The organism is Streptomyces sp. NPDC005794 (assembly GCF_042871445.1).
Lineage (GTDB): Bacteria > Actinomycetota > Actinomycetes > Streptomycetales > Streptomycetaceae > Streptomyces.
On sequence record NZ_JBIAIN010000006.1, the window covers coordinates 147,538 to 170,591 of the forward strand.

Here is a 23,054-nt window from a genome sequence, read left to right on the forward strand (position 1 = left end):
ACTCGGACATGTGTTCCTGACCATCAGCACGACCGGCACCCCTGAGCGTCCCGCCACCGATCTCGGTTACCTGCTGCACAAGCATCCCGAGAAGGCGCAGACGTTCTCGACCTCGCACGGCACCGCCCATGTCTTCTACCCCGAGGCATCCGCGGAGCGCTGTACGGCAGCGTTGCTGCTGGAGGTGGATCCGGTGGCACTGGTGAGGCGCGGCAAGGGCCGGGGCGGAGCCCCCGACGCGGCGCTCGCGCAGTACGTCAACGACCGGCCGTACGCGGCGTCGTCGCTGCTCTCGGTCGCGATGACGACGGTGTTCAAGTCCGCGCTGAACGGGGCGTGCCGGGCGATGCCCGAGCGGGTGGGGGAGCCGCTTCCTCTGCGGATCGAGGTGCCCGCGCTGCCCGCACGCGGTGGTGCGGAGCTGGTGCACAAGCTCTTCGCGCCGCTCGGCTGGACACGGGTGGAGGCCGTGGCCGTCCCGCTGGACGAGCAGTTCCCAGAGTGGGGAGACTCGCGCTACGTACGGCTGCTGCTGGAGGGGGAGTTGCGGCTCGCGGACGCACTGCGCCAGCTGTATGTGCTGCTGCCGGTGCTCGACGACGCCAAGCACTACTGGGTCGCACCCGATGAGGTGGACAAGCTGCTCCGGGCCGGCGAGGGCTGGCTGGCCGGCCACCCCGAGCAGAAGCTGATCACCAGCCGTTACCTCTCGCGTCGCTGGGGGCTCACGCGGCAGGCGATGGAGCGGCTCGAGCTGGTTCGGCTGGCGGAGTCGGACGACCTCGAGGTGGAGAGCGTCGACAACGCGGTGGACGAGACCACGGACACGGAGGAGAAGCCGGTCCCGCTCGCCGAGCAGCGCCGCGCGGCGGTCCTGGAGGCACTGCGCGCCGCCGGGGCGGCCCGGGTGCTCGACCTGGGCTGCGGACAGGGCCAGTTGGTGCAGGCCCTGCTCAAGGACGTGCGCTTCACGGAGATCGTCGGGGTCGATGTGTCGATGCGGGCCCTGACGGTCGCGGCACGCCGGCTGAAGCTGGACCGGATGGGCGAGCGGCAGGCCGGGCGGGTCACCCTCCGCCAGGGCGCGCTCACCTATACCGACAAGCAGCTGAAGGGATACGACGCCGCCGTGCTGAGCGAGGTGATCGAGCACCTCGACCTGCCGCGGCTCCCCGCCCTGGAGTACGCCGTGTTCGGCTCCGCGCGACCGAGGACCGTGCTGGTGACGACGCCCAACGTCGAGTACAACGTCCGCTGGGAGACGCTCCCCGCCGGGCACGTACGCCACGGCGACCACCGCTTCGAGTGGACCAGGGAGGAATTCCGGGACTGGGCGGGGCAGGTGGCCGGACGCCACGGATACACGGTGGCGTTCGTGCCCGTGGGACCTGAGGACCCCGAGGTGGGGCCGCCCACACAGATGGCCGTGTTCACGATGACCACCGCCCAGGAGACGACGAAGGAGGCGAAAGCCGCATGACCAGCACCTCTCGCACGCTGCCGGTGACCGACCTGTCCCTCGTCGTGCTCATCGGCGCCAGCGGATCGGGCAAGTCCACCTTCGCGCGCAAGCACTTCAAGCCGACCGAGATCGTCTCCTCGGACTTCTGCCGGGGCCTCGTCGCCGACGACGAGAACGACCAGAGCGCCAGCCGGGACGCCTTCGACGTCCTGCACTACATCGTGGGCAAGCGCCTCGCCGCCGGCCGGCTCACCGTCGTCGACGCCACCAACGTGCAGGCGGAGAGCCGTAAACAGCTCGTCCAGCTGGCCCGGCAGCACGACGTGCTGCCCATCGCCATCGTGCTGGACCTTCCGGAAGAGCTCTGCCAGGCACGCAACGCCACCCGCCCCGACCGTGCCGGCATGCCCCGCCACGTCGTCCAGCGACACCGCCGTGAGCTGCGCCGTTCACTGCGCGGTCTGGAGCGTGAGGGCTTCCGCAAGGTGCACGTCCTGCACACCGAGGAGGAGGCCGACACCGCCGAAGTCGTCCTGGAGCGCCGCTACAACGACCTGCGGCACCTCACCGGCCCCTTCGACATCATCGGCGACATCCACGGCTGCAGCTCCGAGCTGGACACCCTGCTCGGCACGCTGGGCTACAAGGACGGAGCCCACCCCGAGGGGCGTACCGCCGTGTTCGTGGGCGACCTCGTGGACCGTGGCCCCGACAGTCCCGGTGTGCTGCGCCGCGTCATGTCCATGGTGGCGTCCGGCGACGCGTTGTGCGTCCCCGGCAACCACGAGAACAAACTCGGCCGTTACCTCAAGGGGCGCAAGGTCCAGCACAGTCACGGTCTCGCCGAGACCGTCGAGCAGCTGGAGCGGGAGGACGCCGAGCACCCGGAGTTCCGCAAGCAGGTCGCGGAGTTCATCGACGGACTGGTCAGCCACTACGTCCTGGACGAGGGCAAGCTGGTCGTCTGCCACGCGGGGCTGCCCGAGAAGTACCACGGGCGCACGTCCGGGCGGGTCCGGTCGCACGCGCTGTACGGGGACACGACCGGGGAGACCGACGAGTTCGGTCTGCCCGTGCGCTACCCGTGGGCCGAGGAGTACCGGGGCAGCGCCGCGGTGGTCTACGGCCACACACCGGTGCCCACCGCCTCCTGGGTGAACAACACCCTCTGCCTGGACACCGGGGCGGTCTTCGGCGGGAAGATGACCGCACTGCGCTGGCCGGAGCGTGAGATCGTCGACGTACCGGCCGAGCGCGTCTGGTACGAGCCGGTGAAGCCGCTGACCACCGAGGCTCCCGGAGGCCGGGAGGGCCGGCCGCTCGACCTCGCCGATGTGCAGGGCCGCCGCATCGTGGAGACCCGGCACATGGGCCGTGTCGCGGTGCGCGAGGAGAACGCGGCGGCGGCGCTCGAGGTCATGAGCCGCTTCGCCGTCGACCCCAGGCTGCTGACCTACCTCCCGCCGACCATGGCCCCCACCGCGACCTCCCACGAGGAGGGCTTCCTGGAGCATCCGGCCGAGGCGTTCGCGCAGTACCGCGCGGACGGCGTCACCAAGGTCGTCTGCGAGGAGAAGCACATGGGCTCGCGCGCGGTGGCGCTGGTCTGCCGCGACGCGGACACGGCCCGCGAGCGCTTCGGCACCGACGGCCCCACCGGCGCCCTGCACACCCGCACCGGGCGGCCGTTCCTGGACGACACGGCACTCACCGAGGTGATCCTCGGCCGGCTGCGCACGGCCGTCACCGCCGCCGGACTCTGGGAGGAGTGGGACACCGACTGGGTGGTGCTCGACGCCGAGCTGATGCCCTGGTCCCTCAAGGCCGCCGGGCTGCTGCGCTCGCAGTACGCGGCGGTGGGTGCGGCCGCCGGCGCGGTCCTGCCCGTGGCGGAGGAGGCCCTGGCCGTGGCCGCCGCCCGCGGTGTCGACGTCGGGGCGCTGGCCGGCCGCCAGCAGGGGCGCGCCGCGGATGCCGCCGCCTTCACCGAGGCCTACCGTCGCTACTGCTGGAGCACCGAAGGGCTCGACGGTGTCCGGCTCGCGCCGTTCCAGATCCTCGCGGTGCAGGGCCGTTCGCTCGCCTCCGTACCGCACGACGAGCAGCTGGCGTGGCTGGACCGGCTCGTCGAGCACGACCCGACCGGTCTGCTCCAGGTCACCCGGCGCCTCGTCGTCGACACGGGTGACGAGGCCTCCGTGCGCTCCGGCATCGCCTGGTGGCTGGAGATGACCGGCCGTGGCGGCGAGGGCATGGTCGTCAAGCCGCTCGGCGCCCTCGTCCGGGACGCGAAGGACAGGCTCGTCCAGCCGGGCATCAAGGTGCGCGGCCGGGAGTACCTGCGGATCATCTACGGTCCCGAGTACACGCGGCCGGAGAACCTGGAGCGGCTGCGTTCCCGCTTCCTCGGCCACAAACGGTCGCTGGCCCTCCGGGAGTACGCCCTCGGCCTCGAGGCGCTCGACCGGCTGGCCGGCGGGGAGCCGCTGTGGCGGATCCACGAGGCGGTCTTCGCGGTGCTCGCCCTCGAGTCGGAGCCCGTCGACCCCCGGCTGTAGCGACTGACCGGAATCGGCTGGCGGTTCGCAGGGTGAACGGCGTCCCGCGCGGTGAGGATGAAGGCATGGGATTCCATGTCGATTCCGAGGCCGGGCGGCTGCGCCGCGTCATCCTGCACCGCCCCGATCTGGAGCTGAAGCGGCTCACCCCCAGCAACAAGGACGCGCTCCTGTTCGACGACGTCCTGTGGGTGCGCCGCGCCAGGGAGGAGCACGACGGTTTCGCCGACGTGCTGCGTGACCGGGGTGTGGAGGTGCATCTCTTCGGCGAGCTGCTCCGGGAGGCACTCGGCATCCCGGTGGCGCGGCGGCTCGTCCTCGACCGGGTCTTCGCGGAGAAGGAGTACGGCCCGCTCGCCACCGAGCATCTGCGCGCCGCCTTCGAGGAACTGCCCGCCGCGGAGCTGGCCGAGGCCCTGGTCGGCGGGATGACGAAGCGGGAGTTCCTGGAACGGCACGCCGAACCGACCTCCGTCCGCTTCCACGTCATGGACCTGGACGATTTCCTGCTCAACCCCCTGCCCAACCACATCTTCACCCGCGACACCTCCGCATGGATCTACGACGGTGTGTCCATCAACGCGATGCGCTGGCCGGCCCGACAGCGCGAGACCGTGCACTTCGAGGCGATCTACCGGTACCACCCCCTCTTCACCGGTCCCGAGGCGGGCGTCTTCCACCACTGGTCGGAGGGCCAGGACGACTATCCGTCCACCATCGAGGGAGGCGACGTCCTCGTCATCGGCCGTGGCGCCGTCCTCATCGGGATGAGCGAACGCACGACTCCCCAGGCCGTGGAGATGCTGGCCAGAGGACTCTTCGACGCAGGGTCGGCCCGGACGATCGTGGCGCTCGACATGCCCAAGCGCCGGGCGTTCATGCACCTCGACACGGTCATGACGATGATCGACGGGGACACCTTCACCCAGTACGCCGGACTCGGCATGCTCCGTTCCTACACGATCGAGCCCGGCGCCGGCCCACGTGAACTGAAGGTCACCGATCACCCTCCGGAGCACATGCACCGGGCCATCGCCGCCGCGCTCGGCCTGGACACGATCCGGGTGCTCACCGCCACCCAGGACGTGCACGCCGCCGAGCGGGAGCAGTGGGACGACGGCTGCAACGTGCTGGCCGTGGAGCCCGGCGTCGTCGTCGCGTACGAGCGCAACGCCACCACCAACACCTATCTGCGCAAGGAAGGCATCGAGGTCATCGAGATCCGGGGCAGCGAGCTGGGCCGGGGGCGGGGCGGCCCGCGCTGCATGAGCTGCCCCGTGGTGCGCGATCCCGTGTGAGGGGATACGAGTCGCTGTATAGTGATGCGGTACCTCGTATAGACTTCCAGGAATATCGCAGCACGCCCTCAGCCTGACCCAGGAGCAGTCACCATGGCCATAGACCTCACAGGCCGCCATTTCCTCAAGGAGTTGGACTTCACGGCCGAGGAGTTCCGCGGCCTGATCGCCCTGTCCGCCGAGCTGAAGGCCGCCAAGAAGGCGGGCGAGGAGGTGCAGCGGCTGCGCGGCAAGAACATCGCGCTGATCTTCGAGAAGACCTCGACGCGGACCCGTTGCGCGTTCGAGGTGGCCGCCGCCGACCAGGGGGCGTCCACGACGTACCTGGACCCTTCCGGCTCCCAGATGGGACACAAGGAGTCGGTGAAGGACACCGCCCGGGTGCTCGGCCGGATGTTCGACGCCATCGAGTACCGGGGCGACAGTCAGCAGGCCGTCGAGGAGCTGGCGGCGTACGGCGGTGTGCCGGTCTTCAACGGACTCACCGATGACTGGCACCCCACGCAGATGCTCGCCGACGTCCTCACGATGACCGAGCACAGCGCGAAGCCCCTGAACGAGATCACCTTCGCCTACCTGGGCGACGCCCGCTTCAACATGGGCAACTCCTACCTCGTCACCGGAGCCCTGCTCGGCATGGACGTCCGGATCGTCGCGCCCGCCGCCTACTGGCCGGTGCAGGAGGTCGTGGACCGGGCCCGCGCGCTCGCGGAGTCCAGTGGCGCGCGCATCACCCTCACCGAGGACGTCACCGAGGGCGTCCGGGGCGCGGACTTCGTCGTCACCGACGTCTGGGTCTCCATGGGTGAGCCCAAGGAGGTCTGGGACGAACGCATCGCTTCCCTCGCGCCCTACTCCGTGACCATGGACGTCCTGCGGGCCACGGGCAACGACGACGTGAAGTTCCTGCACTGCCTCCCGGCCTTCCACGACCTCGGCACGAAGGTGGGCAGGGAGATCCACGAGCGGCACGGCCTGTCGGAGCTGGAGGTCACCGACGAGGTCTTCGAGTCTCCCCACTCGGTCGTCTTCGACGAGGCCGAGAACCGGATGCACACGATCAAGGCGGTGCTCGTCGCCACACTGGCAGGCGACGCCCAGGCTGTATGAGCAGTCCGCAGGAGGCGGCAGTCCGCATGAAAATGCGCCCGATTGGGTGAACATGCGTACAAGTGGCTACGATGGTGCTACTTGGTGGGGTTCGGGCTCGCACGTCCGGACCCCTTTTCATGTGCCCGGTCCGGAGCGCATGCCAGGTGCGAGCCCCCCACGGCTCATTCCCCCGCCCCACCGGAGAAGAGACCACGTCCCCCATGAGACCCGCGTCCCGCATCCCGCAAATCCCCTCACGCACCACGGGTGCGCGGATCAAGAGCCCTGATCTGCTGCTCGCCGAATCCGGAGCCGACCTGGAAGGGCACGGCCTGCGGCGCACCATGGGGCTGTTCCAGCTCGTGTGCTTCGGAGTAGGGGCGATCGTCGGCACCGGGATCTTCGTGGGGCTGTCCGACAGCGTCGCCGAAGCGGGCCCCGCCGTGGTGGTGTCGTTCGTCCTCGCCGCCGTCACCTGCATCTTCACCGCCTTCTCCTTCGCCGAGCTGGGCGGCGCCATCCCCGTCTCCGGCAGTTCCTACTCCTTCGCGTACGCCACGCTCGGGGAGCGGGTCGCGTTCCTCGTCGGCTGGTGCCTGCTGCTGGAGTACGGCGTCTCGGTCTCCGCCGTCGCGGTCGGGTGGAGCCAGTACGTCAACGAACTGCTGGACAGCCTCATCGGCTGGAACCTGCCGGCGGCGCTGTCCTCCGGACCCGGCGACGGTGGTGTGATCAACCTGCCGGCGGTCGTCGTGGTCATGATGGCGGCCGCCCTGCTGGTGCGTGGCATCAGGGAGAGCGCGGGGGCCACGGCGGCGATGGCGGTGCTGAAGATCGGCATCCTCATCGCGTTCTGCGCGATCGCCTTCACCGCGTTCCAGGACGGTCACCTCTCGCCCTTCGCGCCGCACGGGATGGCCGGGGTCACGGCCGGCGCGTCGGTGGCGTTCTTCTCGTACATCGGCTTCGACGCCATCACCACCGCCGGTGAGGAGGTCAGGAACCCGCGGCGCGACATCCCGGTCGCGATCATGATATGCATCGGTCTGGTGACGCTGCTCTACTGCGCGGTCGCCCTCGGTGCCATCGGCGCGCTGGGCGCGGACGCCGTGTCCGACAAGCCCGCCGCGCTCTCACTGGTCGTGGACAGGGTCACCGAGTCGAGCGTCGGCGGCGGGATCGTCGCCTTCGGCGCGGTCGTCGCCATCGCGTCCGTCGTCCTCGCGGTGATGTACGGCCAGACCCGGATCCTGATGTCCATGTCCCGCGACGGGCTGATCCCCCGGGTCTTCGAGCGGGTGTCGCCGAAGACCCGCACCCCGGTCGCCAACACCTGGATCGTCGCCGCCGTCTTCGCGGTCCCGGCCGCGTTCTCGTCCCTCGACGTCGTCGTGAACCTGACGACCATCGGCACGCTCGCCACCATGGCCGTGGTCAATGTCGCCGTCATCGCGCTGCGTCGCCGCAACCCGGAGCTGAAGCGCTCGTTCCGGGTGCCGCTCTACCCGCTCAGCCCGATCCTGGGCGTCGGTTTCTGTCTGTACCTGATGTACGGGACGGGCTGGACGACCTGGGTGCAGTTCGTGGTCTTCCTGGCGGTGGGCGCCCTGGTCTACGCGGGATACGGCCGCAGCCGCTCCCGGCTCGTCAGCCCCGGGGAGCCGCAGGGTCGGGCGGCTTCAGGACCGAGCGCAGGGTGAACCAGACCGCCTTGCCGTGTTCCGTGGGGCGGTGACCACAGGCGGAGCTCAGGGCGCGTATGAGGAGCAGCCCGCGGCCGTGCTCCTGCCACGGGTCCGCCGTGCGGCCGGGCAGCAGGCGGGACAGGTCGCCTGGCGGCCCCGGATCGTGGTCGTGGACCTCCACCTGGCAGCCGGACGCCAGGAGCTCGACCACCAGCTCGATCGGTCCCGAGCCGTCGGTGTGCTCCACGGCGTTGGCGACCAGCTCGGCGGTCAGCAGTTCGGCGGTGTCGCTGTCCGCGGGCACGTCGAGGTCCGCCAGCGCCGCACGGACGAGAGCGCGGGCGATGGGCACCGCGGCCGTGGAGTGCGGCAGGGCGATGCGCCAGGAGGGCGGAGGGTGCGCGGGGACGTCGGGCGGCAAGGCGGAGGTTTCCGTTCGGGAGCGAGGCATCCGGCGGGGGACGTGCGTTCCAGGGCGGCTGCGCCCGGGACCGCGTCCTCCGTTACCGGAGGGTACGGGTCTGTACCAGGACTTCCTGCGCTCAACCATACGAAGCCCGACGCCTCAGACATAGGGGCGGTCGACAGGTGCAAAAGGGACCTTCGCCACAGTGGGGGGCGTCATGTTATCGCGCACTCATGACGGACGTCACAGATGAGTGATAGCCCCGAAGGCATCAGCAGCAGCCCGACGGCTGGAGGGCCTTCCATGAGCGCGTTCACCGGCTCCGCCGCGCGCACCGAGCGCCGGCAGTACCTGCGCCTGACGACCGGCGACGGCGTGGCAACCGTCACGCTCGCCCGTCCCGAGAAGGTCAACGCACTCACCTTCGGCGCCTACGCCGATCTGCGCGATCTCCTCGCCGAGCTCTCCCGTGAACGCTCCGTGCGTGCTCTCGTGCTCTCGTGCTCGCCGGTGAGGGCGCGGGTTCTGTTCCGGCGGTGATGTCGACGAGATCATCGGCGCCACCTTCGCGATGGACACCGCGCAACTCCTGGACTTCAACCGGATGACCGGGCAGGTCGTACGGGCCCTGCGGGAGTGCCCCTTCCCCGTCATCGCCGCCGTCCACGGTGTGGCAGCCGGGGCCGGGGCGGTCCTCGCCCTCGCCGCCGGCTTCCGGGTCGCCGCCGTCTGCCTGTCCGGCCGCGACATGGGCGCCGCCTGCCTCCTGCCCCGCGTCGTCGGTCTCGGCCACGCCACCCGGATCCGGCTCGCCGACGGGCCCGCTCCGGCCCTCGCCCGGACGAAGGCGCTGCTCACCGCCGAGCTCGACATGCCGCTCGCCGCATCAGTGGAGATGGACGCCGCCACCCAGGAACCAGCCCCTGGGCGAGGGCGACCGGCCGGTCAGCGCGGCCTCGCCGCTCCCGTACGCGCACGGGGTCAGCCAGATCCCGCAGGAGCTGGACCGGACCGGGATGGACGCGGTCCGGGAGCGGTTCACCGAGGCCGCCCTGCGGGCCGCCCGCTGCGGATCCTGGAGGTCTTCGACGCGGTCCGCGCCGTATGGCCCGAGGACCGGCCCATGACCGTACGGATCTCGGCCACGGACCGGGCGCGGGGCGGCATGAGCGACGAGGACGCCCTGACGACCGCCCGCGCCTTCGCCGCCCACGGCGCGGACGCCATCGACGTCTCCACCGGCCGACGTCCATTCGCTGCTGCTCGCAGGCCGCGCCGACCTCTGCGCCCTGGCCCGCCCTCATCTGTACGACCCGCACCGGACGCTGCACGCGGCGGCCGAGCAGGGCTACGCCGGGCCGGGCGTCTCCTGGCCGCTCCCGTACCGCGCGGGCAGCCGTACCCCGCCGACCGGCCGCACCGACGGTCCGAGGCCCCGGCTCACACTGAACTGAGTGTCAGGCACTCGTGGCAGCGGCACGGCACGGGATGCGGGGCGGCCCACCAGGTGGTGCGGTACTCGACGGACAGCCGGCCGAGGAAGGCGGCGAACTCCTCGGTGTCCTGACGGTTCGTCCGGCATCCGCCCAGGCCCGCCTCCTCGTACAGCCGCAGTACGGCCGGGCTGTGGACCGGCACGGCCCGGAAGGTGTGCAGATTGCGCAACGACATGTCGATCGTGATGTACGTGCCGGTATGGCGCCCGCGTCCGATCGTGGTCAGCTGTTCGTGAGCCACCCCCGGGTAGGTCCCGATCACGTACACCTTGGAGCCGCCCCGACAGGACTTGGTGCCGGGCCGCAGTTCCTGGCCGCCCTCCCCGTAGCGCCGCCACCGCACGACGTTCGCGGCTATCAGCCACGTCTGCTCGGCCGGTGCGGCCCCGGCCCCCGCCGTCACTCCGGCTCCGCGGTGATCAGCAGCCGGTCGCCGACCGCTTCGTAACCGATGCGCCGGTACACGCCGTTACTCGTCGGATGAGCGAGGTCCGTGAAGAGCAGCACCTCCCTGGCGCCCTCCTCCCGCGCCACGCGGCTGACCTCCGCCGTCACCGCTGCCGCGTAGCCCCTGCCCCGGTGCTCCGGCGGTGTGTAGACGGTCGCCACCCGCACCGTGCCCGCGATCCTGCGCGAGACGCCCGCCATCGACACCGGCTCCCCATCCGTCTCCCAGAGCGTCAGCCCGCCGTGCGCCGTGCGCTCGTCCACGATCCGCTCGGCCCGGTCGCCCGACTGGCCGGTCTCCGCACCGAAGGCGCGGATCCAGCCGACCAGCAGCGGCCGGTCGGCGGGGGTGGCGGTCCGGGGCCGGCCCGGGGGTGCGGGGGAGGGCGGCACCAAGGTGCCCAGCCGGTACAGCCGGTGTTCCTCGTCGACCCGGTGGCGTGGCCACCGGGAGGCCAGGGCCCGGGCGGTGTCGCGGTCCGCGTTGACGCCCGGCAGCGGCAGCGCGTCGGCCAGGGCACCGACCGCCTCGGCGGACGCCGTTCCCAGGAGCGGCAGGAACGGCGGAGTGCGCACCAGCGCACCGGCCACCTCACCGTCCGCCCCGCGCCACCAGCCCAGCACCGGCGGCTCCACGCCGTACGCCTGCGGCCCGCTGTCCCGCAGCGTGGCGGTGACGGTCAGCAGCAGGGTGTTCTCGGCGGGCCGGGCGGCCAGGGACGCCCCGGCCGCGTCCAGGAAGTGGTCGACGTCATCGGTGAAGGTCCAGGTCATGCTTCATCCTGTCGCCCGCACGGCCTCGGGTCACCCCGATTTCGGCGGGAGGATCAGGGGCTTTCGCGGACGAACCGGGCTCCTGTGTCCCGCAGTCGGTCGTGCAGCTGCCCGAACACCTCTGCCGAGCGCCCGCCCGGCCGGTCTCCCGGCAGCAGGTCCCCGGGCAGCCCCGGGTCCGCGTACGGCAGCTGCCGCCAGGCGTCCAGCGCGCGGAGGTAGTCCCGGTAGGCCTCCTCCGGTTCGGGCGCGGCCCCCTCGGGCCGCGCCTCCCAGGACCGCAGCACCGGCTCCTGCTGCTCCAGGAAGTCGAGGTGGAGCCGGGCGATCGCGTCCAGGTCCCACCAGCGCGCCACGGACTCGTCCGTCGCGGCGAAGCCGACGTGTTCCCCTCGGAACAGGTCGACGTACGGGGCGAGTTCGAGGCGTTCCAGAGGGTGCTGTGTCTCCTCGTACAGTCCGGCGGGAGCGATCCACACCCCGGGCGCCGCCGACGGTCCTCCCGTACGGCGAGGGCGGCCGCGACGTCGTCCTCCGCGTCCGGAAGAGAAAGCGGCCCTCATAGGGACAGCACGGCCCGTGCACGCGGTGCGCATGCCTGCCTGTCGAAAAGTCGGTGATGCCCGCCGTGCCCAGGTCGCGGCGTGCACGCTCCGGAGCGAGAGTGAAGACGCAGGACGCACACATACGTTCCGCGGCGTGCGGGGAGGCGACGGCGATGACCGGACAGCCTCCAGGTGCCGTGAACAGGTCTCCCGACGGTGACGGCTTCACCGTGTGTGACGATGCGCGCGGACACCCGCGCCGCGCCGAGGACGGTCGCGGAATGCCCGACGAGGTCCCCGACGAACCCCTGCACCTGCCCCTGAACGCCGACCGGGTGCTCCGGGCGGGGAAGCGGCCGGGGGCTGCCGTGCGGGAAGGGTCCCACGTCATGCCGTGTGACCACGGGCGAAGCGGGCAGACGCGGTTCTGTGACCACAGCGGGACGAGCACCGACGACGAACGGCGCGGACCGGAACCAGCGGGCCGGTCGCCTCGCGGCGCGCCGGACGGGTGAACCGCGCCAGGGGATATATCTGTATTCGGTGCCCTTTGTTCCGGATCCCCCGTCGTGATCGCCCTCGTCCTCTGCCACTTCGTCCTGGCGGCATGCGCGGCACCGCTGGTGCGGCGGCTCGGCCGGTACGCCTTCGTCGTGCTCGCGTTGCCTCCCGCGGCCACCACGGTGTGGGCGGTCACCGAGTGGACAGGCACCGAGACCGGCCGGGCGGCGACCTGGTCCTGGGAGTGGATCGGTACGTACGACGTGTCGGTCGCCCTGCGCCTGGACGCGCTCGCCGAGTTGATGGTGCTGCTCGCGGCCGGGGTGGGTGCGCTCGTCCTGCTGTACTGCGCGTCCTACTTCACGGACGACGCGCCCCGACTGGCCTCCTTCGCCGGGAACCTGCTGGCCTTCGCCGGCGCCATGCTCGCGCTCGTCCTCGCGGACGACCTGATCTCCCTCTACGTCTTCTGGGAACTGACCACCGTCTTCTCGTACCTGCTGATCGGGCACGGCAGCGAACGCAAGAAGAACCGCCGCTCCGCCCTCCAGGCGCTCACCGTCACCACGCTGGGCGGACTCGCCATGCTGGTCGGCTTCCTGATCCTCGGTGAGGCGGCGGGCACCTACCGGATCTCCGCGATCGTCGCCGACCCGCCGGAGCCGACCCTCGCCGTGTCCGTGGCCGTCGTCCTCGTGCTGTGCGGGGCCCTGTCGAAGTCGGCGATCTGGCCGTTCAGCCTATGGCTGCCGAACGCCATGGCCGCGCCCACCCCCGTCAGCGCCTACCTGCACGCCGCGGCCATGGTCAAGGCCGGTGTCTACCTGGTGGCGCGGCTCGCCCCCGCCTTCGCCGACGTCCCCGTCTGGCGGCCGGTCGTCCTGGTGCTGGGGGGAGCGACCATGCTCCTCGGAGGCTGGCGCGCCCTGCGCCTGAACGACCTGAAGCTCGTCCTCGCCTACGGCACCGTCAGCCAGCTCGGCTTTCTCACCGTGCTCGCCGGGGCGGGGAACCGGGACGCCGCGCTCGCCGCCGGCGTGATGATCCTGGGGCACGGCCTGTTCAAGGCCGCGCTGTTCCTCGTCACCGGCATCGTGGACCACGCGGCCGGCACCCGGGACCTGCGGCAGCTCTCCGGCCTGGGCCGCACCATGCCGTACGTCTGCGCGGTCGCGGTGCTCGCCGCCGCGTCCATGGCAGCCCTGCCGCCGTTCCTCGGGTTCGCCGCGAAGGAGGCCGCCTTCGACGCGCTGCTGCACGGCGACACCGCGGACCGCTGGGTCCTGACCGTCACCGTCGTCGGCTCCGTGCTGACCGTCGCCTACACCCTCCGCTTCGTATGGGGGGCGTTCGCACGCAAGCCCGGCGTCGCCGACACCCCCGTCCACCGCGTCGGCGCCGCCCTCCTGGCCCCGCCCGCCGTACTCGCCTTCGCCGGGCTGGTGCTCGGCCCCGGCGTCGGCTGGACGGACCGTCTGTTCGCCGCGTACGCCGACGCGTTCGCCGCCCCCGCCCACCCCTACCACCTCGCGCTCTGGCACGGCTTCGGCATGGTGCTGCTGCTGTCCGCCCTGACCTGGGCGGGCGGCGCCGTGCTCTTCGGGGGGCGCGCGACGGTCACCCGGATCTCCCGGCGCGTCGCCTGGCCCACCGCGGACAGCGTCTTCGGGCACCTCCTGCTCGGCCTGGAACGGGTCGCCCTCCAGATCACCGGCTTCGTCCAGCGCGGCTCCCTGTCGGGCTACCTGGCCATCACCCTGATGGTGATGCTGGCCGGTCAGCTGGCGGTCCTGGTCACGGACCGCCCCTGGGAAGGAGCGGTCGCCCCCCGGGTGTGGGATGTCCCGCTCCAGGGCGCGGTGGCCCTGCTGACCTGTGCGGCCGCCCTGTCCTGCCTGACCGTCAGCCGCCGGATGAAGGCCGTCGTCCTGGCGGGACTGACCGGTTACGGGGCGGCGCTGCTCTTCGTCGTCCAGGGCGCGCCCGACCTGGCGCTCACCCAGTTCTGCGTGGAGACCGTGTCGATGATCGTGTTCGTGCTGGTCCTGCGCCGGATGCCGGTGCGTTTCGAGGAGTCGATCGGTACCTGGCGGCGGGCGCTGCGGATCCCGGCGGCGCTGGCCGCCGCGGCGACGGTCGGTGTGGCCCTCTGGGTGGCGGGCGCCGCACGTGTCGCGGAGCCGGCGGGCGCGGCGATGATCGAGGAGGTCGCCCATCACGGACTCAAGGACGTGGTGGCCACCATCCTGGTCGATCTGCGGGCCTGGGACACGATGGGGGAGTCCGCGGTCCTCGCGGCGGCGGCGATCGGGGTGACCAGCCTCATCTATCTGCACCGCCGCAGCGAGACGTCCATGAACAGGCAGGAGCTCCGGGGGGAGACCGCCTGGACGCTCTCGACCGGACGGCTGACCGGCCTGCCGCAGGGCGACGACAACGCGCCCGAACGCAGCTGGCTGGCCGCCGGATCCACCCTGGCGCCCGAGCACCGGTCCGTCGTCTTCGAGGTGGTCGCCCGGCTGCTCTTCCACCCCATCCTGGTGCTCTCCCTGTATCTGCTGTTCTGCGCGGAGAACATGCCGGGCGGCGGCTTCGTCGCCGGACTCGTGGCGGGGCTCGCCCTCATCACCCGCTACCTGGCGGGCGGCCGGTTCGAGCTCGCGGAGGCCGCGCCGCTGCAGCCCGGACTCTTCACCGGACTCGGACTGTTCGTGTCCACCGCGGTCGCCCTGGGCGGCCTCGTGGAAGGAACGGTGCTGCACGCCTGGACCTATCACGGGCACCTGCCCGTGTTCGGTGACTACCACCTGAGCACCTCGGTCCTCTTCGACTTCGGCGTCTACCTGCTGGTCCTCGGCGTGGTCCTGGACATCGTGCGGGCCCTGGGCGCCAAGGTCGACCGGCAGATCGAACGGGCGGCCGGCGCACTGGCCCCCGCGCCCGGCACCGGGACGGGGGAGTCCAACCGATGATCATGAGCGCCTCGCTCCTCGGCACGGCCGTCGTCCTCTGCGCGGTCGGCGGCATGCTCATGCTGACCCGGCCCCTGACCCGCATCCTGCTCGGCGCGGTGATCGCGGGGAACGGCATCAACCTGCTGGTCCTCTCGGCCACCGGTGCGGCAGGTGCCGCGCCCCTCCTCTACGGCGTGCCGCACCGCCGGATCACCGACCCGCTGCCTCAGGCCATCGCCCTCACCGCCATCGTCATCACCCTTGCCACCACGGCCTTCCTGCTGGCCATGGCCTACCGCAGCCACCAGCTGACCGGCACGGACGAGGTCCACGACGACCTGGAGGACCGGCGCGTATTCCTGCGCGCCGAGGTGATGGGGCAGCGGGCCGAACTCCGTGAGGAGTACCGGGCGGAGCCCGCCCGTACCCGGCAGGACCGCGCTCGCTACCGCCAGGAACACCGCCGGCTGCGCGCCCGGCTGCGCGCCGACCGCGCCCTGCAGGCCCGGGGCCGGGACGCCGGCGGGGACCTCTGGCACGACGTGCTGGGCGCCGACCCGGAGGACTACGTGAACGACAGGAACGACGACCGAGGAGCCGCCGGATGAACGCGCTCGTTCCGCTGCCGGTGCTGCTGCCGCTCTGTGCCACCGGACTGAGCCTCGCCTTCGGTACCCGGCTCGCGCGCTTCCAGCGCTTCATCAGCGTCGCCGTACTCAGCGTGGTCCTCTGCCTCTCGGTGGCCCTGATGATCGCCGCCGACCGGCAAGGACCCCTCTCCGTCCATCTCGGCGACTTCGCCCCGCCGCTCGGCATCACGCTGGTCGCCGACCGGCTGGCCGGGCTGATGCTGACGGTCTCCTCGGCGGTCACCCTCGCCGTCCTGGTCTACTCACTCGGCCAGGGCATGGCGGACCGGGACAAGGAGACGCCCGTCGCCGTCTTCCACCCCGCCTATCTCATCCTGGTCGCCGGGGTCTCCCTCACCTTCATCGCGGGCGATCTCGTCAACCTCTACGTCGGCTTCGAGATCATGCTGGTCGCCAGCTTCGTCCTGCTCACGCTCGGCGGGACCGGCCCCCGGATCCGGGCCGGCTCGACCTACGTGATCATTTCGCTGTTCTCCTCGATGCTCTTCCTGACGGCGATCGCCATGACCTATGCCGCCGCCGGCACGGCCAACCTCGCCCAGCTGGCCGTCCGGCTGCCCGATCTCCCCCTCGGTGTGCAGACCCTGGTGCAGGCCATGCTGCTCACCGTCTTCGCCATCAAGGCCGCCGTCTTCCCACTCGCCGCCTGGCTCCCCGACTCCTACCCGACCGCGCCCGCGCCCGTCACCGCCGTCTTCGCGGGCCTGCTGACGAAGGTCGGCGTCTACTGCATGCTGCGGGTGGAGACCCTGCTCTTCCCCGGGAACCGGCTCGGCGATCTGCTCATGATCGTCGCCCTCGCCTCGATGATCGTGGGCATCCTCGGGGCGGTCGCCCAGACCGACCTGAAGCGGCTGTTCTCCTTCACCCTCATCAGCCACATCGGTTACATGGTCTTCGGGATCGGCCTCGCCACCCGTGACGCGTACGGCGGCGCGATCTTCTACGTCGCCCACCACATCACCGTCCAGACCACGCTCTTCCTCGTCGCGGGGCTCATCGAACGCCGGGGCGGCACCAACGAGCTCACCCGGCTCGGCGGACTGGCCCGGGCGGCTCCGCTGCTCGCGGTCCTCTTCTTCGTCCCCGCGATGAACTTCGCCGGGATCCCCCCGCTCTCCGGCTTCATCGGCAAGCTCGGGCTCATGCGGGCAGGTGTCGCCGACGGCGGTGTCCTGGCCTGGATCCTCGTCGCGGGCGCGACCGTGACGAGTCTGCTCACCCTGTACGTGATGGCCAAGATCTGGAACCTGGCCTTCTGGCGTACGGAGCCTCCGGGCCAGGCCGCCTACGGCACCGTCCTGGAGACCGCCGACGACAGCGACGACGGCGATGCCGACACCGGACCCGACCGCATCCCGGGTACGGGCGACGAAGGCGTGGGGCCGCCCCGTGCCCCGGCCGGCCGGCAGCCGGCCGCCACCTTGCAGGGGCAGGCCGTCACCACCACGATCCGGCCGCCCGCAGCCATGACCGCCGCCACCGCGGGCGCCGTCGTGCTCGGCCTCGCCTTCACCGTCCTGGCCGGTCCGCTGACGGCCTTCACCGACCGTTCGGCAGCCGAACTCATCGCGCGCCGCCCCTATGTGGAGGAGGTGCTCGGCCGGTGAGGCGCCTGATCACCCTGTCGTACCGCAACCCCGACCTGCCCCCGTACAGCGTCGAGTTCGCCGGCCGTCGGCGCCGCGTGCTCGACCTTCCACTGATCGCCTGGCTCACCCTGATCTGGGTCCTGCTGTGGTCCACCCTGACCTGGGCCAACGTCGTCACCGGCGTGGTCGTGGCGGTGGTCGTCTGCCTGGCGTTCCCGCTGCCGCAGGTCGATCTGGGGCTGCGGCTTCACCCCTGGGGCATCCTCCGGCTCGCCGGCTATCTGCTCTACGACATGTACACCTCGGGGGTGCAGGTCACCCGGCAGATCTTCGCCGACCGACCGCACCGGCCCGCCGTCATCGGCGTACCGCTGCGCTGCCGCAGCGATCTGATGCTCGCCGCGACCGCCGTCACCGTGTCGAACGTGCCGGGTGGCTCCGTCGTCGAGGTCCGCAGGGCCACGGCCACGCTCTTCCTGCACGTGCTGGACGCGGACCGGCCGGAGCAGCTGGAGGCGGCCCGGCGTTCCGTCTGGAAGCTGGAGGGCCTGACGGTACGGGCCTTCGGCACCCGGGACGAGATCCGCCGGGTGTCCGGGCCGCCCCCGCCGGTCCCCGGATCCGACATCGGAGGGGAGAGGTCATGAGTGGTCCCGAGACGGTCGACCGGGTGCTCATGACCGCCGCGGTGGTTCTCGTCGTGGTCGCGGGCGCACTGCTGCTCGTCCGGATCAGCCGTGGGCCCTCCATGCTGGACCGGGCCCTCTCCCTCGATGTGCTCGCTGCGGTGATCATCGCGGGCCTCGGCGCCAAGTCCGCTTTCGCCCGGGACCCGTTCTACTTCCCGATCATGCTGGTGCTCGCGTTTCTCGGCTTCACCGGATCGGTGGGCATCGCCCGCTTCATCGCCGTACGCGACAAGCCGCTGTCGCGCCGGAAACCCGCGGCGAAGGAGTCACAGGAGTGAACGTCTGGCTGCAGATCACGGACACGGCCGGGGCGGTGCTCGTGTTCATCGGTGCCGCGATCTGTCTCCTCGGGGTCGTCGGCATGCTGAAGCTGCCCGACGTCCTCTCGCGCAGCCACGCGGCGACCAAACCGCAGTCCCTCGGACTGCTGCTGGTGCTGGCCGGGGTCGCACTGAGACTGCGCAGCGGCATGGACCTGGCGACGCTGGCTCTCATCGGCTTCTTCCAGCTGATGACCGGCCCGGTGGCCGCGCACCTGGTGGCGCGGTCGGCGTACCGCACGGGGCAGATCGAGCGCGGCGAGCTGCTCTTCGACGACCTGGACGCGCAGCTCACCGAGCCGGGGCCGGAACCAGGTGCGGAACACGAGCCGGACGCGGGGCCCGAGCGGAGTTGAGAAGGTCAGCGGGGAGCCGCCGGTCTCCCGTGCTCCTGCCTGCCCCGCCTGGTTCGCTCCCTCTCCTTCGTGGTCCGCGGCCCCGTCGGCGCAACCTCCGTTCCGGAGCAACACGGTGGCCGAGACGGCCAGTGCGAGCATGACCGGGACGGTTTTGAGGACGAAACGGGCATCAGGCCGGCGAACAGCAATGTTCCGGCCGGTCCGCTGAACTTGCGGTGCGGTGGCGTTACGACGCGTCCGCCGGTCTGTATCCGAGTTCCTCGTAGCCGGCATCGGCAAGGAACTCGATCGCCGGACCGACGTATCACCGCTAACCGCGCGCTGTCCCGTAAATGATCTCCGAGCCACCGTGGGACGGGACATCGTGCGGCCCTCGGCGGGCGTCCGCCCGACGGGCGCGGACGTGACAGGGGAAGCCCGGTTCGCGATCATTGCGGCGCCCTGAACAAGGGACCGGACACCCCGAGCACGGACAGCCTCACCTCCGCCCGTGCGCTACTGCGTCCACTCGTACGTGTGATCAGCGACGAATTCGGCAAAGGCGCGCGGCGGACGGCCGGTCAGTTCGAGCACTGCCGTGCTTACCTGGTCTTCGCGTCCCTCCTTGATGCCGCGTTCGACGGCGGCAAGGGCGGTGGCGAACGCGGTCGGCATCCCGGCGACACGGTATGCAGCAGCCTGCTCCTCCTCCGTAATACGCTCCACTCGAACCCGCCGGCCGGTCTGCGCGGTGATGATCCGCGCGGCCTGTGGGTAGCTCATCCCGTGCGGCCCGGTGATCAGGTAGTCGCTTCGCGCGTCCACCCCCAGGTCGGCCAGAAGCGCGGCGGCACTGGCCGCGATGTCCCGCACATCGACCCACCCCAGCTTGCCGTCACCGGCTGCGCTGCGGATCTCACCGAGTCGGTGAATGCGCTCGGCCAGGGGGTGCGGGCGCAGGAAGTTCTGCATGAAGCCCGATGCGCGGAGTACGACACCTCCGGGCTGAGCCTGGACCTGAGCGGCCAGCTCCACAGCGCTGGGTGCGTTGGGCAGCACAATGGCGGAGCCGAGCATCACGAGGCGCTGAATGCCGGCCCGCTGCGCTTGACGCAGGAAGGGCTCGACCAGCGGCAGCGGGTCCACACTCTCCACCGGCGGAAGCAGGAAGGCCCGGTCCATCCCGTCGAGCGCAGGTCCATAGGTGGTCGGGTCGCTCCAGTCGAAGCGGATCGCATCAGGGTCGGCTGCGGTCGGGGTCCGGCTGGCCACCCGAGCCGGCACACCCGCGTTGCGGAGCTCTCGCACCAGGGCCTTGCCGGTCTTGCCGGTGCCTCCGGTCACCAGTACTCCGGACATCAGGCGTCCTTCCTCTCCAGCGAGTCGATCAGCCCGGCGAGCCCCCCGGCAGCGGCGGCCGCCGACAGTGGGCTCCAGTAATCCCGGAACAGAGCGATCAGCCCGTCGCGGGCGGTGAGAACCACGATGTAGTCCAGGCGGTAGGGCCGGGAGGTGGCCACGGTGCGGCCGGTGGCCGTCCACTCCACCACGACGGTGTCCGTTTGGTCAGTGGGCCGCACAGAAAGCGCGGTCACCTCCTGCATGTCCATCAGCTCCGGGTAGCGGGCGAGGTAGGCGCGTACTTCTTCACGTCCGCGGAGAATGCGAGGGAAGCTCCCGGCCGCGAAAGGGAATTCCGCAATTCCGTCAGGCGCCCACAGATCTGCCACGGCGTTCATGTCTTTGACCAGCATCAGGCCGATCATGCGGCGGAATATTTCCTCAGGGGTCCTGGACACCATTTCTCCTCGTGGTCGACGAACCGACCAGGCCACCGTGCACCCCGGACGTGTGGGCGCGGAACGGACAGCTGAGCCCCGGACCGGCAGTGCGAGGCTCAGCTGTCCCTCCTGTGTGAGGATGCAGGGGTGAGCAGCCAGGAACTCGCAGACTTTCTCCGCCGCCGCCGCGAGGAACTGCGACCGGAGGACGTGCCGGCCGAAGCGACGCATCCACCAGGCCGGCGTGCCCGTCGGACACCCGGACTGCGCCGCGAAGAGGTAGCCGCCCTGGCGCAGGTGTCGGTGAGCTACTACGAGCGACTGGAGCGGGCACGGGCACCCAGGCCCTCACCGCAGGTGCTGGTTGCGCTGGCGGCGGCTCTCCAGCTCACTGAAGCAGAGCGTGATCATCTGGCCCGCCTGGCCGGACAAGTGCTGCCGGCGGAGAACGACGGCGCGTCGGACCACGTACCCGAGGATGCTCGACAACTGCTCGACAGACTTGATGGCATCCCTGCCTACATCGTCAACGACCGGCAGGACATCGTCGCTTGGAACGCGGCGGCCGCAACTCTGATCACTGACTTCTCCCGTCTCACACCTGACGAGCGCAACGTCACGCGCATGTCGACGAGATTCCGTGACACCCTCTGCACCGGCGCGCCCGGATCGGAGACCGATTTCTCCCGACAGGCAGCCGCTCAATTGCGCGCCGCCAGCGTTCGGCATCCCACAGACAACGTACTCGCAGAGCTGATCAACGAGTTCGCGACCAACGATCCAGAATTTTCGAGGAGCTGGCTCAATCACGCTGTGCGCCCCATGCCCAGCGTGCGAAAAAATCTGCATCATCCCACATTGGGCGAGCTGGAAATCGACCGTCACACCCTCGGCCTGCCCGGCTCGGGCTTCTCCTTGGCGATGTACACGGCAGAAGTCGGCAGTCCCAGCGCCGCTGCGCTGAAGAGCCTCTGACCGCTGCCACTGCCGAAACCGGACCTCGACCACTGCGATGAGAGGTACGGCGCAGGAGCATTCCGCGGAAGCTGCGCCTCGGCGGAGCCGGGGGGCCACGCTGCCGGTCAGGGTCCGACGGCCTGGCTCCGCGCACCCGGCGACACGAGAATCCCCACCCCTGCCGCCCCGCTTCTGCGATGATGCGGCGGGGAACCACCGGGCGCTGGGGGGCGTATGGCAGACACGGGTACGGTGCTGCGCGAACTGCGTGGCGCGCAGAAGTCGTCCAAGGGCGTCTCGCTCTACTCGCGGTACGTGAACCGGCCGGCCGGGCGGCTGCTCGCGGCGGGGGCGTATCGCGTCGGCATGACGCCCAATCAGGTGACGCTGGTCAGCGCGGCGTTCACCTTCGTCTCGATCGCGGCCGTGGCGCTCGCGGAGCCGTCCTGGTGGCTCGGCGCGCTCGTCTGGGCCGGGCTGGCCGTGGGCTTCGCCTTCGACTCCGCCGACGGACAGCTCGCGCGGCTGACCGGGCGGGGCGGACCGGACGGCGAGTGGCTCGACCATGTCGTGGACTGCGCCAAGATGATCCTCGTCCACAGCGCCGTCCTGATCTCGTTCCACCGCTACGACGGTCTGCCCGACGAGGGCTGGCTCCTGGTGCCGCTCGGCTTTCTGTTCGTCGCCGTGCTCACCTTCTGCGCGGGGCTGCTGCGGGAGCAGCTCGGCAAGGCGGCGGCCCGCACCGCACCGGCCGCGGCGGGACCTGCCGCTCCGGTGTCCAGGGTCCGGGCCGTGGCGCTGCTGCCGGCGGACTACGGGATCTTCTGCCTGGTCTTCCCGCTGCTCGGCGCACCCGGGGCCTTCCGGGCCGGGTACGCCGTGCTCGCGGCGGTGCACGCCCTGTTCCTCGTGGCGTTCCTGGGTAAGTGGTTCAGGGAGCTGAAAGCGCTCCGGGCCGGTTGACGAGCACGTCCAGTGCCCGGCGCAGCTGGGTGCTGGACGTGTGCACCGTGTACGGGAAGTAGACGACCTCCACCCCGACCTCGGCGAAGTCCCGCTCCAGGCGCTCACCCTTCTCCGTACCCCGCCAGTCGTCGCCCTTGAAGAGGACGTCGAAGCGGACCTGCTGCCAGGTCTCGACCTTGTCCGGAACGGTCTCGACGAACGCCGCGTCCACGTAGCGCACGCTGCGGACGATCTCCAGCCGCTCGGGCAGCGGGATCACCGGCTTGTGGCCCTTGGCCCGTGCGGCCATCTCGTCGGAGACGACCCCGGCCACCAGGTAGTCGCACTGACTGCGGGCGTGCCGCAGGATGTTCACGTGGCCGACGTGGAACAGGTCGTACACCCCTGGCGCGTAACCGACTCTGTGCTGCACCATCCGTTCTCTCCCCCCACGGTGGAACTGGTTCAACGACCTTACTGTGAAGAACACTTGTGCATCCCGTGAACGGATAAGCTCAAAGGAGAGGCTGTTCCGGGGGGAAGGCGATCATCCGTTGTCCG

19 protein-coding genes and 3 pseudogenes are annotated in these 23,054 nt (G+C 70.8%); 15 read left to right on the plus strand and 7 right to left on the minus strand.

The genetic code is table 11. The features are described 5' to 3' along the window. Positions 1 to 10 precede the first annotated feature (10 nt). From ACFYQ5_RS11910 to ACFYQ5_RS11930, 5 genes are all read left to right on the plus strand, one after another. A complete protein-coding gene (locus ACFYQ5_RS11910; RefSeq protein WP_389196583.1) occupies positions 11 to 1,480 on the plus strand; it encodes a 3' terminal RNA ribose 2'-O-methyltransferase Hen1 in 1,470 nt (489 codons plus the stop codon). Then, entirely contained in the window at positions 1,477 to 4,020 is a 2,544-nt protein-coding gene (locus ACFYQ5_RS11915; protein ID WP_389196585.1) for a polynucleotide kinase-phosphatase, read from the plus strand. The genes ACFYQ5_RS11910 and ACFYQ5_RS11915 overlap by 4 nt, the downstream gene beginning before the upstream one ends. Positions 4,021 to 4,085: 65 nt before the next feature. Further along, positions 4,086 to 5,318 (plus strand): arginine deiminase, encoded by a 1,233-nt coding sequence (locus ACFYQ5_RS11920; RefSeq protein WP_389196587.1) that lies wholly within the window; start codon positions 4,086 to 4,088, stop codon positions 5,316 to 5,318. A gap of 93 nt (positions 5,319 to 5,411) precedes the next feature. Then, a complete protein-coding gene (argF, locus tag ACFYQ5_RS11925) occupies positions 5,412 to 6,428 on the plus strand; it encodes an ornithine carbamoyltransferase (RefSeq protein WP_389196589.1) in 1,017 nt (338 codons plus the stop codon). A gap of 203 nt (positions 6,429 to 6,631) precedes the next feature. After that, the gene (locus tag ACFYQ5_RS11930) at positions 6,632 to 8,110 is read left to right on the plus strand and encodes an amino acid permease (RefSeq protein WP_389196590.1); all 1,479 of its coding nucleotides are present in this window, start codon (positions 6,632 to 6,634) and stop codon (positions 8,108 to 8,110) included. Here ACFYQ5_RS11930 and ACFYQ5_RS11935 read toward each other — a convergent pair. Continuing rightward, positions 8,058 to 8,516, minus strand: a complete 459-nt coding sequence (locus tag ACFYQ5_RS11935) for an ATP-binding protein (RefSeq protein WP_389196591.1) — start codon at positions 8,514 to 8,516, stop codon at positions 8,058 to 8,060. The two genes, ACFYQ5_RS11930 and ACFYQ5_RS11935, sit on opposite strands and share 53 nt — an antisense overlap. 288 nt (positions 8,517 to 8,804) lie before the next feature. Between ACFYQ5_RS11935 and ACFYQ5_RS11940 the strand changes: the two are divergent. Both ACFYQ5_RS11940 and ACFYQ5_RS11945 read left to right on the plus strand, forming a co-directional pair. Continuing rightward, a pseudogene (locus ACFYQ5_RS11940) lies at positions 8,805 to 9,414 on the plus strand (enoyl-CoA hydratase-related protein); the annotation flags it as partial. Between the two features lies 1 nt (position 9,415). Continuing rightward, positions 9,416 to 9,955, plus strand: a pseudogene (locus tag ACFYQ5_RS11945) (bifunctional salicylyl-CoA 5-hydroxylase/oxidoreductase); the annotation flags it as partial. On the opposite strand, the gene ACFYQ5_RS11950 reads toward ACFYQ5_RS11945, so the two are convergent. From ACFYQ5_RS11950 to ACFYQ5_RS11960, 3 genes and pseudogenes are all read right to left on the minus strand, one after another. Continuing rightward, positions 9,942 to 10,400: a hypothetical protein gene (locus ACFYQ5_RS11950; RefSeq protein ID WP_389196593.1), complete on the minus strand. Its 459-nt coding sequence runs from the start codon at positions 10,398 to 10,400 to the stop codon at positions 9,942 to 9,944. The pseudogene ACFYQ5_RS11945 and the gene ACFYQ5_RS11950 sit on opposite strands and share 14 nt — an antisense overlap. Continuing rightward, entirely contained in the window at positions 10,397 to 11,218 is an 822-nt protein-coding gene (locus ACFYQ5_RS11955) for a GNAT family N-acetyltransferase (RefSeq protein WP_389196595.1), read from the minus strand. The genes ACFYQ5_RS11950 and ACFYQ5_RS11955 overlap by 4 nt, the downstream gene beginning before the upstream one ends. A 53-nt stretch (positions 11,219 to 11,271) precedes the next feature. Further along, positions 11,272 to 11,742 (minus strand): annotated as a pseudogene (locus tag ACFYQ5_RS11960) (PaaX family transcriptional regulator C-terminal domain-containing protein); the annotation flags it as partial. A 590-nt stretch (positions 11,743 to 12,332) separates the two neighbouring features. On the opposite strand from ACFYQ5_RS11960, the gene ACFYQ5_RS11965 reads away from it, so the two are divergent. Genes ACFYQ5_RS11965 through mnhG form a run of 6 tightly spaced genes read left to right on the plus strand, consistent with a single transcriptional unit; the run spans position 12,333 to position 18,825 of the window. After that, positions 12,333 to 15,236 (plus strand): Na+/H+ antiporter subunit A, encoded by a 2,904-nt coding sequence (locus tag ACFYQ5_RS11965; RefSeq protein WP_389196597.1) that lies wholly within the window; start codon positions 12,333 to 12,335, stop codon positions 15,234 to 15,236. Beyond that, positions 15,233 to 15,826, plus strand: a complete 594-nt coding sequence (locus ACFYQ5_RS11970) for a Na(+)/H(+) antiporter subunit C (RefSeq protein WP_389196599.1) — start codon at positions 15,233 to 15,235, stop codon at positions 15,824 to 15,826. Before ACFYQ5_RS11965 ends, ACFYQ5_RS11970 begins: the two co-directional genes overlap by 4 nt. After that, the gene (locus ACFYQ5_RS11975; protein ID WP_389196601.1) at positions 15,823 to 17,478 is read left to right on the plus strand and encodes a Na+/H+ antiporter subunit D; all 1,656 of its coding nucleotides are present in this window, start codon (positions 15,823 to 15,825) and stop codon (positions 17,476 to 17,478) included. Before ACFYQ5_RS11970 ends, ACFYQ5_RS11975 begins: the two co-directional genes overlap by 4 nt. Further along, positions 17,475 to 18,107, plus strand: coding sequence for a Na+/H+ antiporter subunit E (locus tag ACFYQ5_RS11980; RefSeq protein WP_389196603.1), 633 nt, complete (start codon positions 17,475 to 17,477; stop codon positions 18,105 to 18,107). The genes ACFYQ5_RS11975 and ACFYQ5_RS11980 overlap by 4 nt, the downstream gene beginning before the upstream one ends. Beyond that, complete coding sequence (locus ACFYQ5_RS11985) at positions 18,104 to 18,427, plus strand: monovalent cation/H+ antiporter complex subunit F (protein WP_389196605.1); 324 nt, start codon at positions 18,104 to 18,106, stop codon at positions 18,425 to 18,427. Before ACFYQ5_RS11980 ends, ACFYQ5_RS11985 begins: the two co-directional genes overlap by 4 nt. Then, a complete protein-coding gene (gene mnhG / locus ACFYQ5_RS11990) occupies positions 18,424 to 18,825 on the plus strand; it encodes a monovalent cation/H(+) antiporter subunit G (protein WP_389196607.1) in 402 nt (133 codons plus the stop codon). Before ACFYQ5_RS11985 ends, mnhG begins: the two co-directional genes overlap by 4 nt. A gap of 498 nt (positions 18,826 to 19,323) precedes the next feature. Here the strand turns inward: mnhG and ACFYQ5_RS11995 are convergent, their stop codons facing one another. Together ACFYQ5_RS11995 and ACFYQ5_RS12000 are read right to left on the minus strand one after the other, a co-directional pair. Next, a complete protein-coding gene (locus ACFYQ5_RS11995) occupies positions 19,324 to 20,166 on the minus strand; it encodes an NAD(P)H-binding protein (RefSeq protein ID WP_389196609.1) in 843 nt (280 codons plus the stop codon). After that, positions 20,166 to 20,573: a nuclear transport factor 2 family protein gene (locus ACFYQ5_RS12000; RefSeq protein WP_389196610.1), complete on the minus strand. Its 408-nt coding sequence runs from the start codon at positions 20,571 to 20,573 to the stop codon at positions 20,166 to 20,168. The genes ACFYQ5_RS11995 and ACFYQ5_RS12000 overlap by 1 nt, the downstream gene beginning before the upstream one ends. A gap of 162 nt (positions 20,574 to 20,735) precedes the next feature. Here ACFYQ5_RS12000 and ACFYQ5_RS12005 point away from each other — a divergent pair, with 162 nt between their 5' ends. Beyond that, positions 20,736 to 21,563 (plus strand): helix-turn-helix transcriptional regulator, encoded by an 828-nt coding sequence (locus ACFYQ5_RS12005; RefSeq protein ID WP_389196612.1) that lies wholly within the window; start codon positions 20,736 to 20,738, stop codon positions 21,561 to 21,563. Between the two features lie 216 nt (positions 21,564 to 21,779). Then, a complete protein-coding gene (locus ACFYQ5_RS12010; protein ID WP_389196614.1) occupies positions 21,780 to 22,511 on the plus strand; it encodes a CDP-alcohol phosphatidyltransferase family protein in 732 nt (243 codons plus the stop codon). On the opposite strand, the gene ACFYQ5_RS12015 is transcribed toward ACFYQ5_RS12010, so the two are convergent. Further along, a complete protein-coding gene (locus tag ACFYQ5_RS12015) occupies positions 22,480 to 22,929 on the minus strand; it encodes an adenylyltransferase/cytidyltransferase family protein (protein ID WP_389196615.1) in 450 nt (149 codons plus the stop codon). The two genes, ACFYQ5_RS12010 and ACFYQ5_RS12015, sit on opposite strands and share 32 nt — an antisense overlap. Positions 22,930 to 23,054: the final 125 nt, after the last annotated feature.

Bases quoted from the DNA above. Each gene is read 5' to 3' on its own strand.
- ACFYQ5_RS11915 (WP_389196585.1), top strand. From the start codon at position 1,477: ATGACCAGCACCTCTCGCACGCTGCCGGTGACCGACCTGTCCCTCGTC.
- ACFYQ5_RS11920 (WP_389196587.1), top strand. From the start codon at position 4,086: ATGGGATTCCATGTCGATTCCGAGGCCGGGCGGCTGCGCCGCGTCATC.
- argF (WP_389196589.1), top strand. From the start codon at position 5,412: ATGGCCATAGACCTCACAGGCCGCCATTTCCTCAAGGAGTTGGACTTC.
- ACFYQ5_RS11930 (WP_389196590.1), top strand. From the start codon at position 6,632: ATGAGACCCGCGTCCCGCATCCCGCAAATCCCCTCACGCACCACGGGT.
- ACFYQ5_RS11955 (WP_389196595.1), bottom strand. From the start codon at position 11,218: ATGACCTGGACCTTCACCGATGACGTCGACCACTTCCTGGACGCGGCC.
- ACFYQ5_RS11970 (WP_389196599.1), top strand. From the start codon at position 15,233: ATGATCATGAGCGCCTCGCTCCTCGGCACGGCCGTCGTCCTCTGCGCG.
- ACFYQ5_RS11975 (WP_389196601.1), top strand. From the start codon at position 15,823: ATGAACGCGCTCGTTCCGCTGCCGGTGCTGCTGCCGCTCTGTGCCACC.
- ACFYQ5_RS11985 (WP_389196605.1), top strand. From the start codon at position 18,104: ATGAGTGGTCCCGAGACGGTCGACCGGGTGCTCATGACCGCCGCGGTG.
- ACFYQ5_RS11995 (WP_389196609.1), bottom strand. From the start codon at position 20,166: ATGTCCGGAGTACTGGTGACCGGAGGCACCGGCAAGACCGGCAAGGCC.
- ACFYQ5_RS12000 (WP_389196610.1), bottom strand. From the start codon at position 20,573: ATGATCGGCCTGATGCTGGTCAAAGACATGAACGCCGTGGCAGATCTG.
- ACFYQ5_RS12010 (WP_389196614.1), top strand. From the start codon at position 21,780: ATGGCAGACACGGGTACGGTGCTGCGCGAACTGCGTGGCGCGCAGAAG.
- ACFYQ5_RS12015 (WP_389196615.1), bottom strand. From the start codon at position 22,929: ATGGTGCAGCACAGAGTCGGTTACGCGCCAGGGGTGTACGACCTGTTC.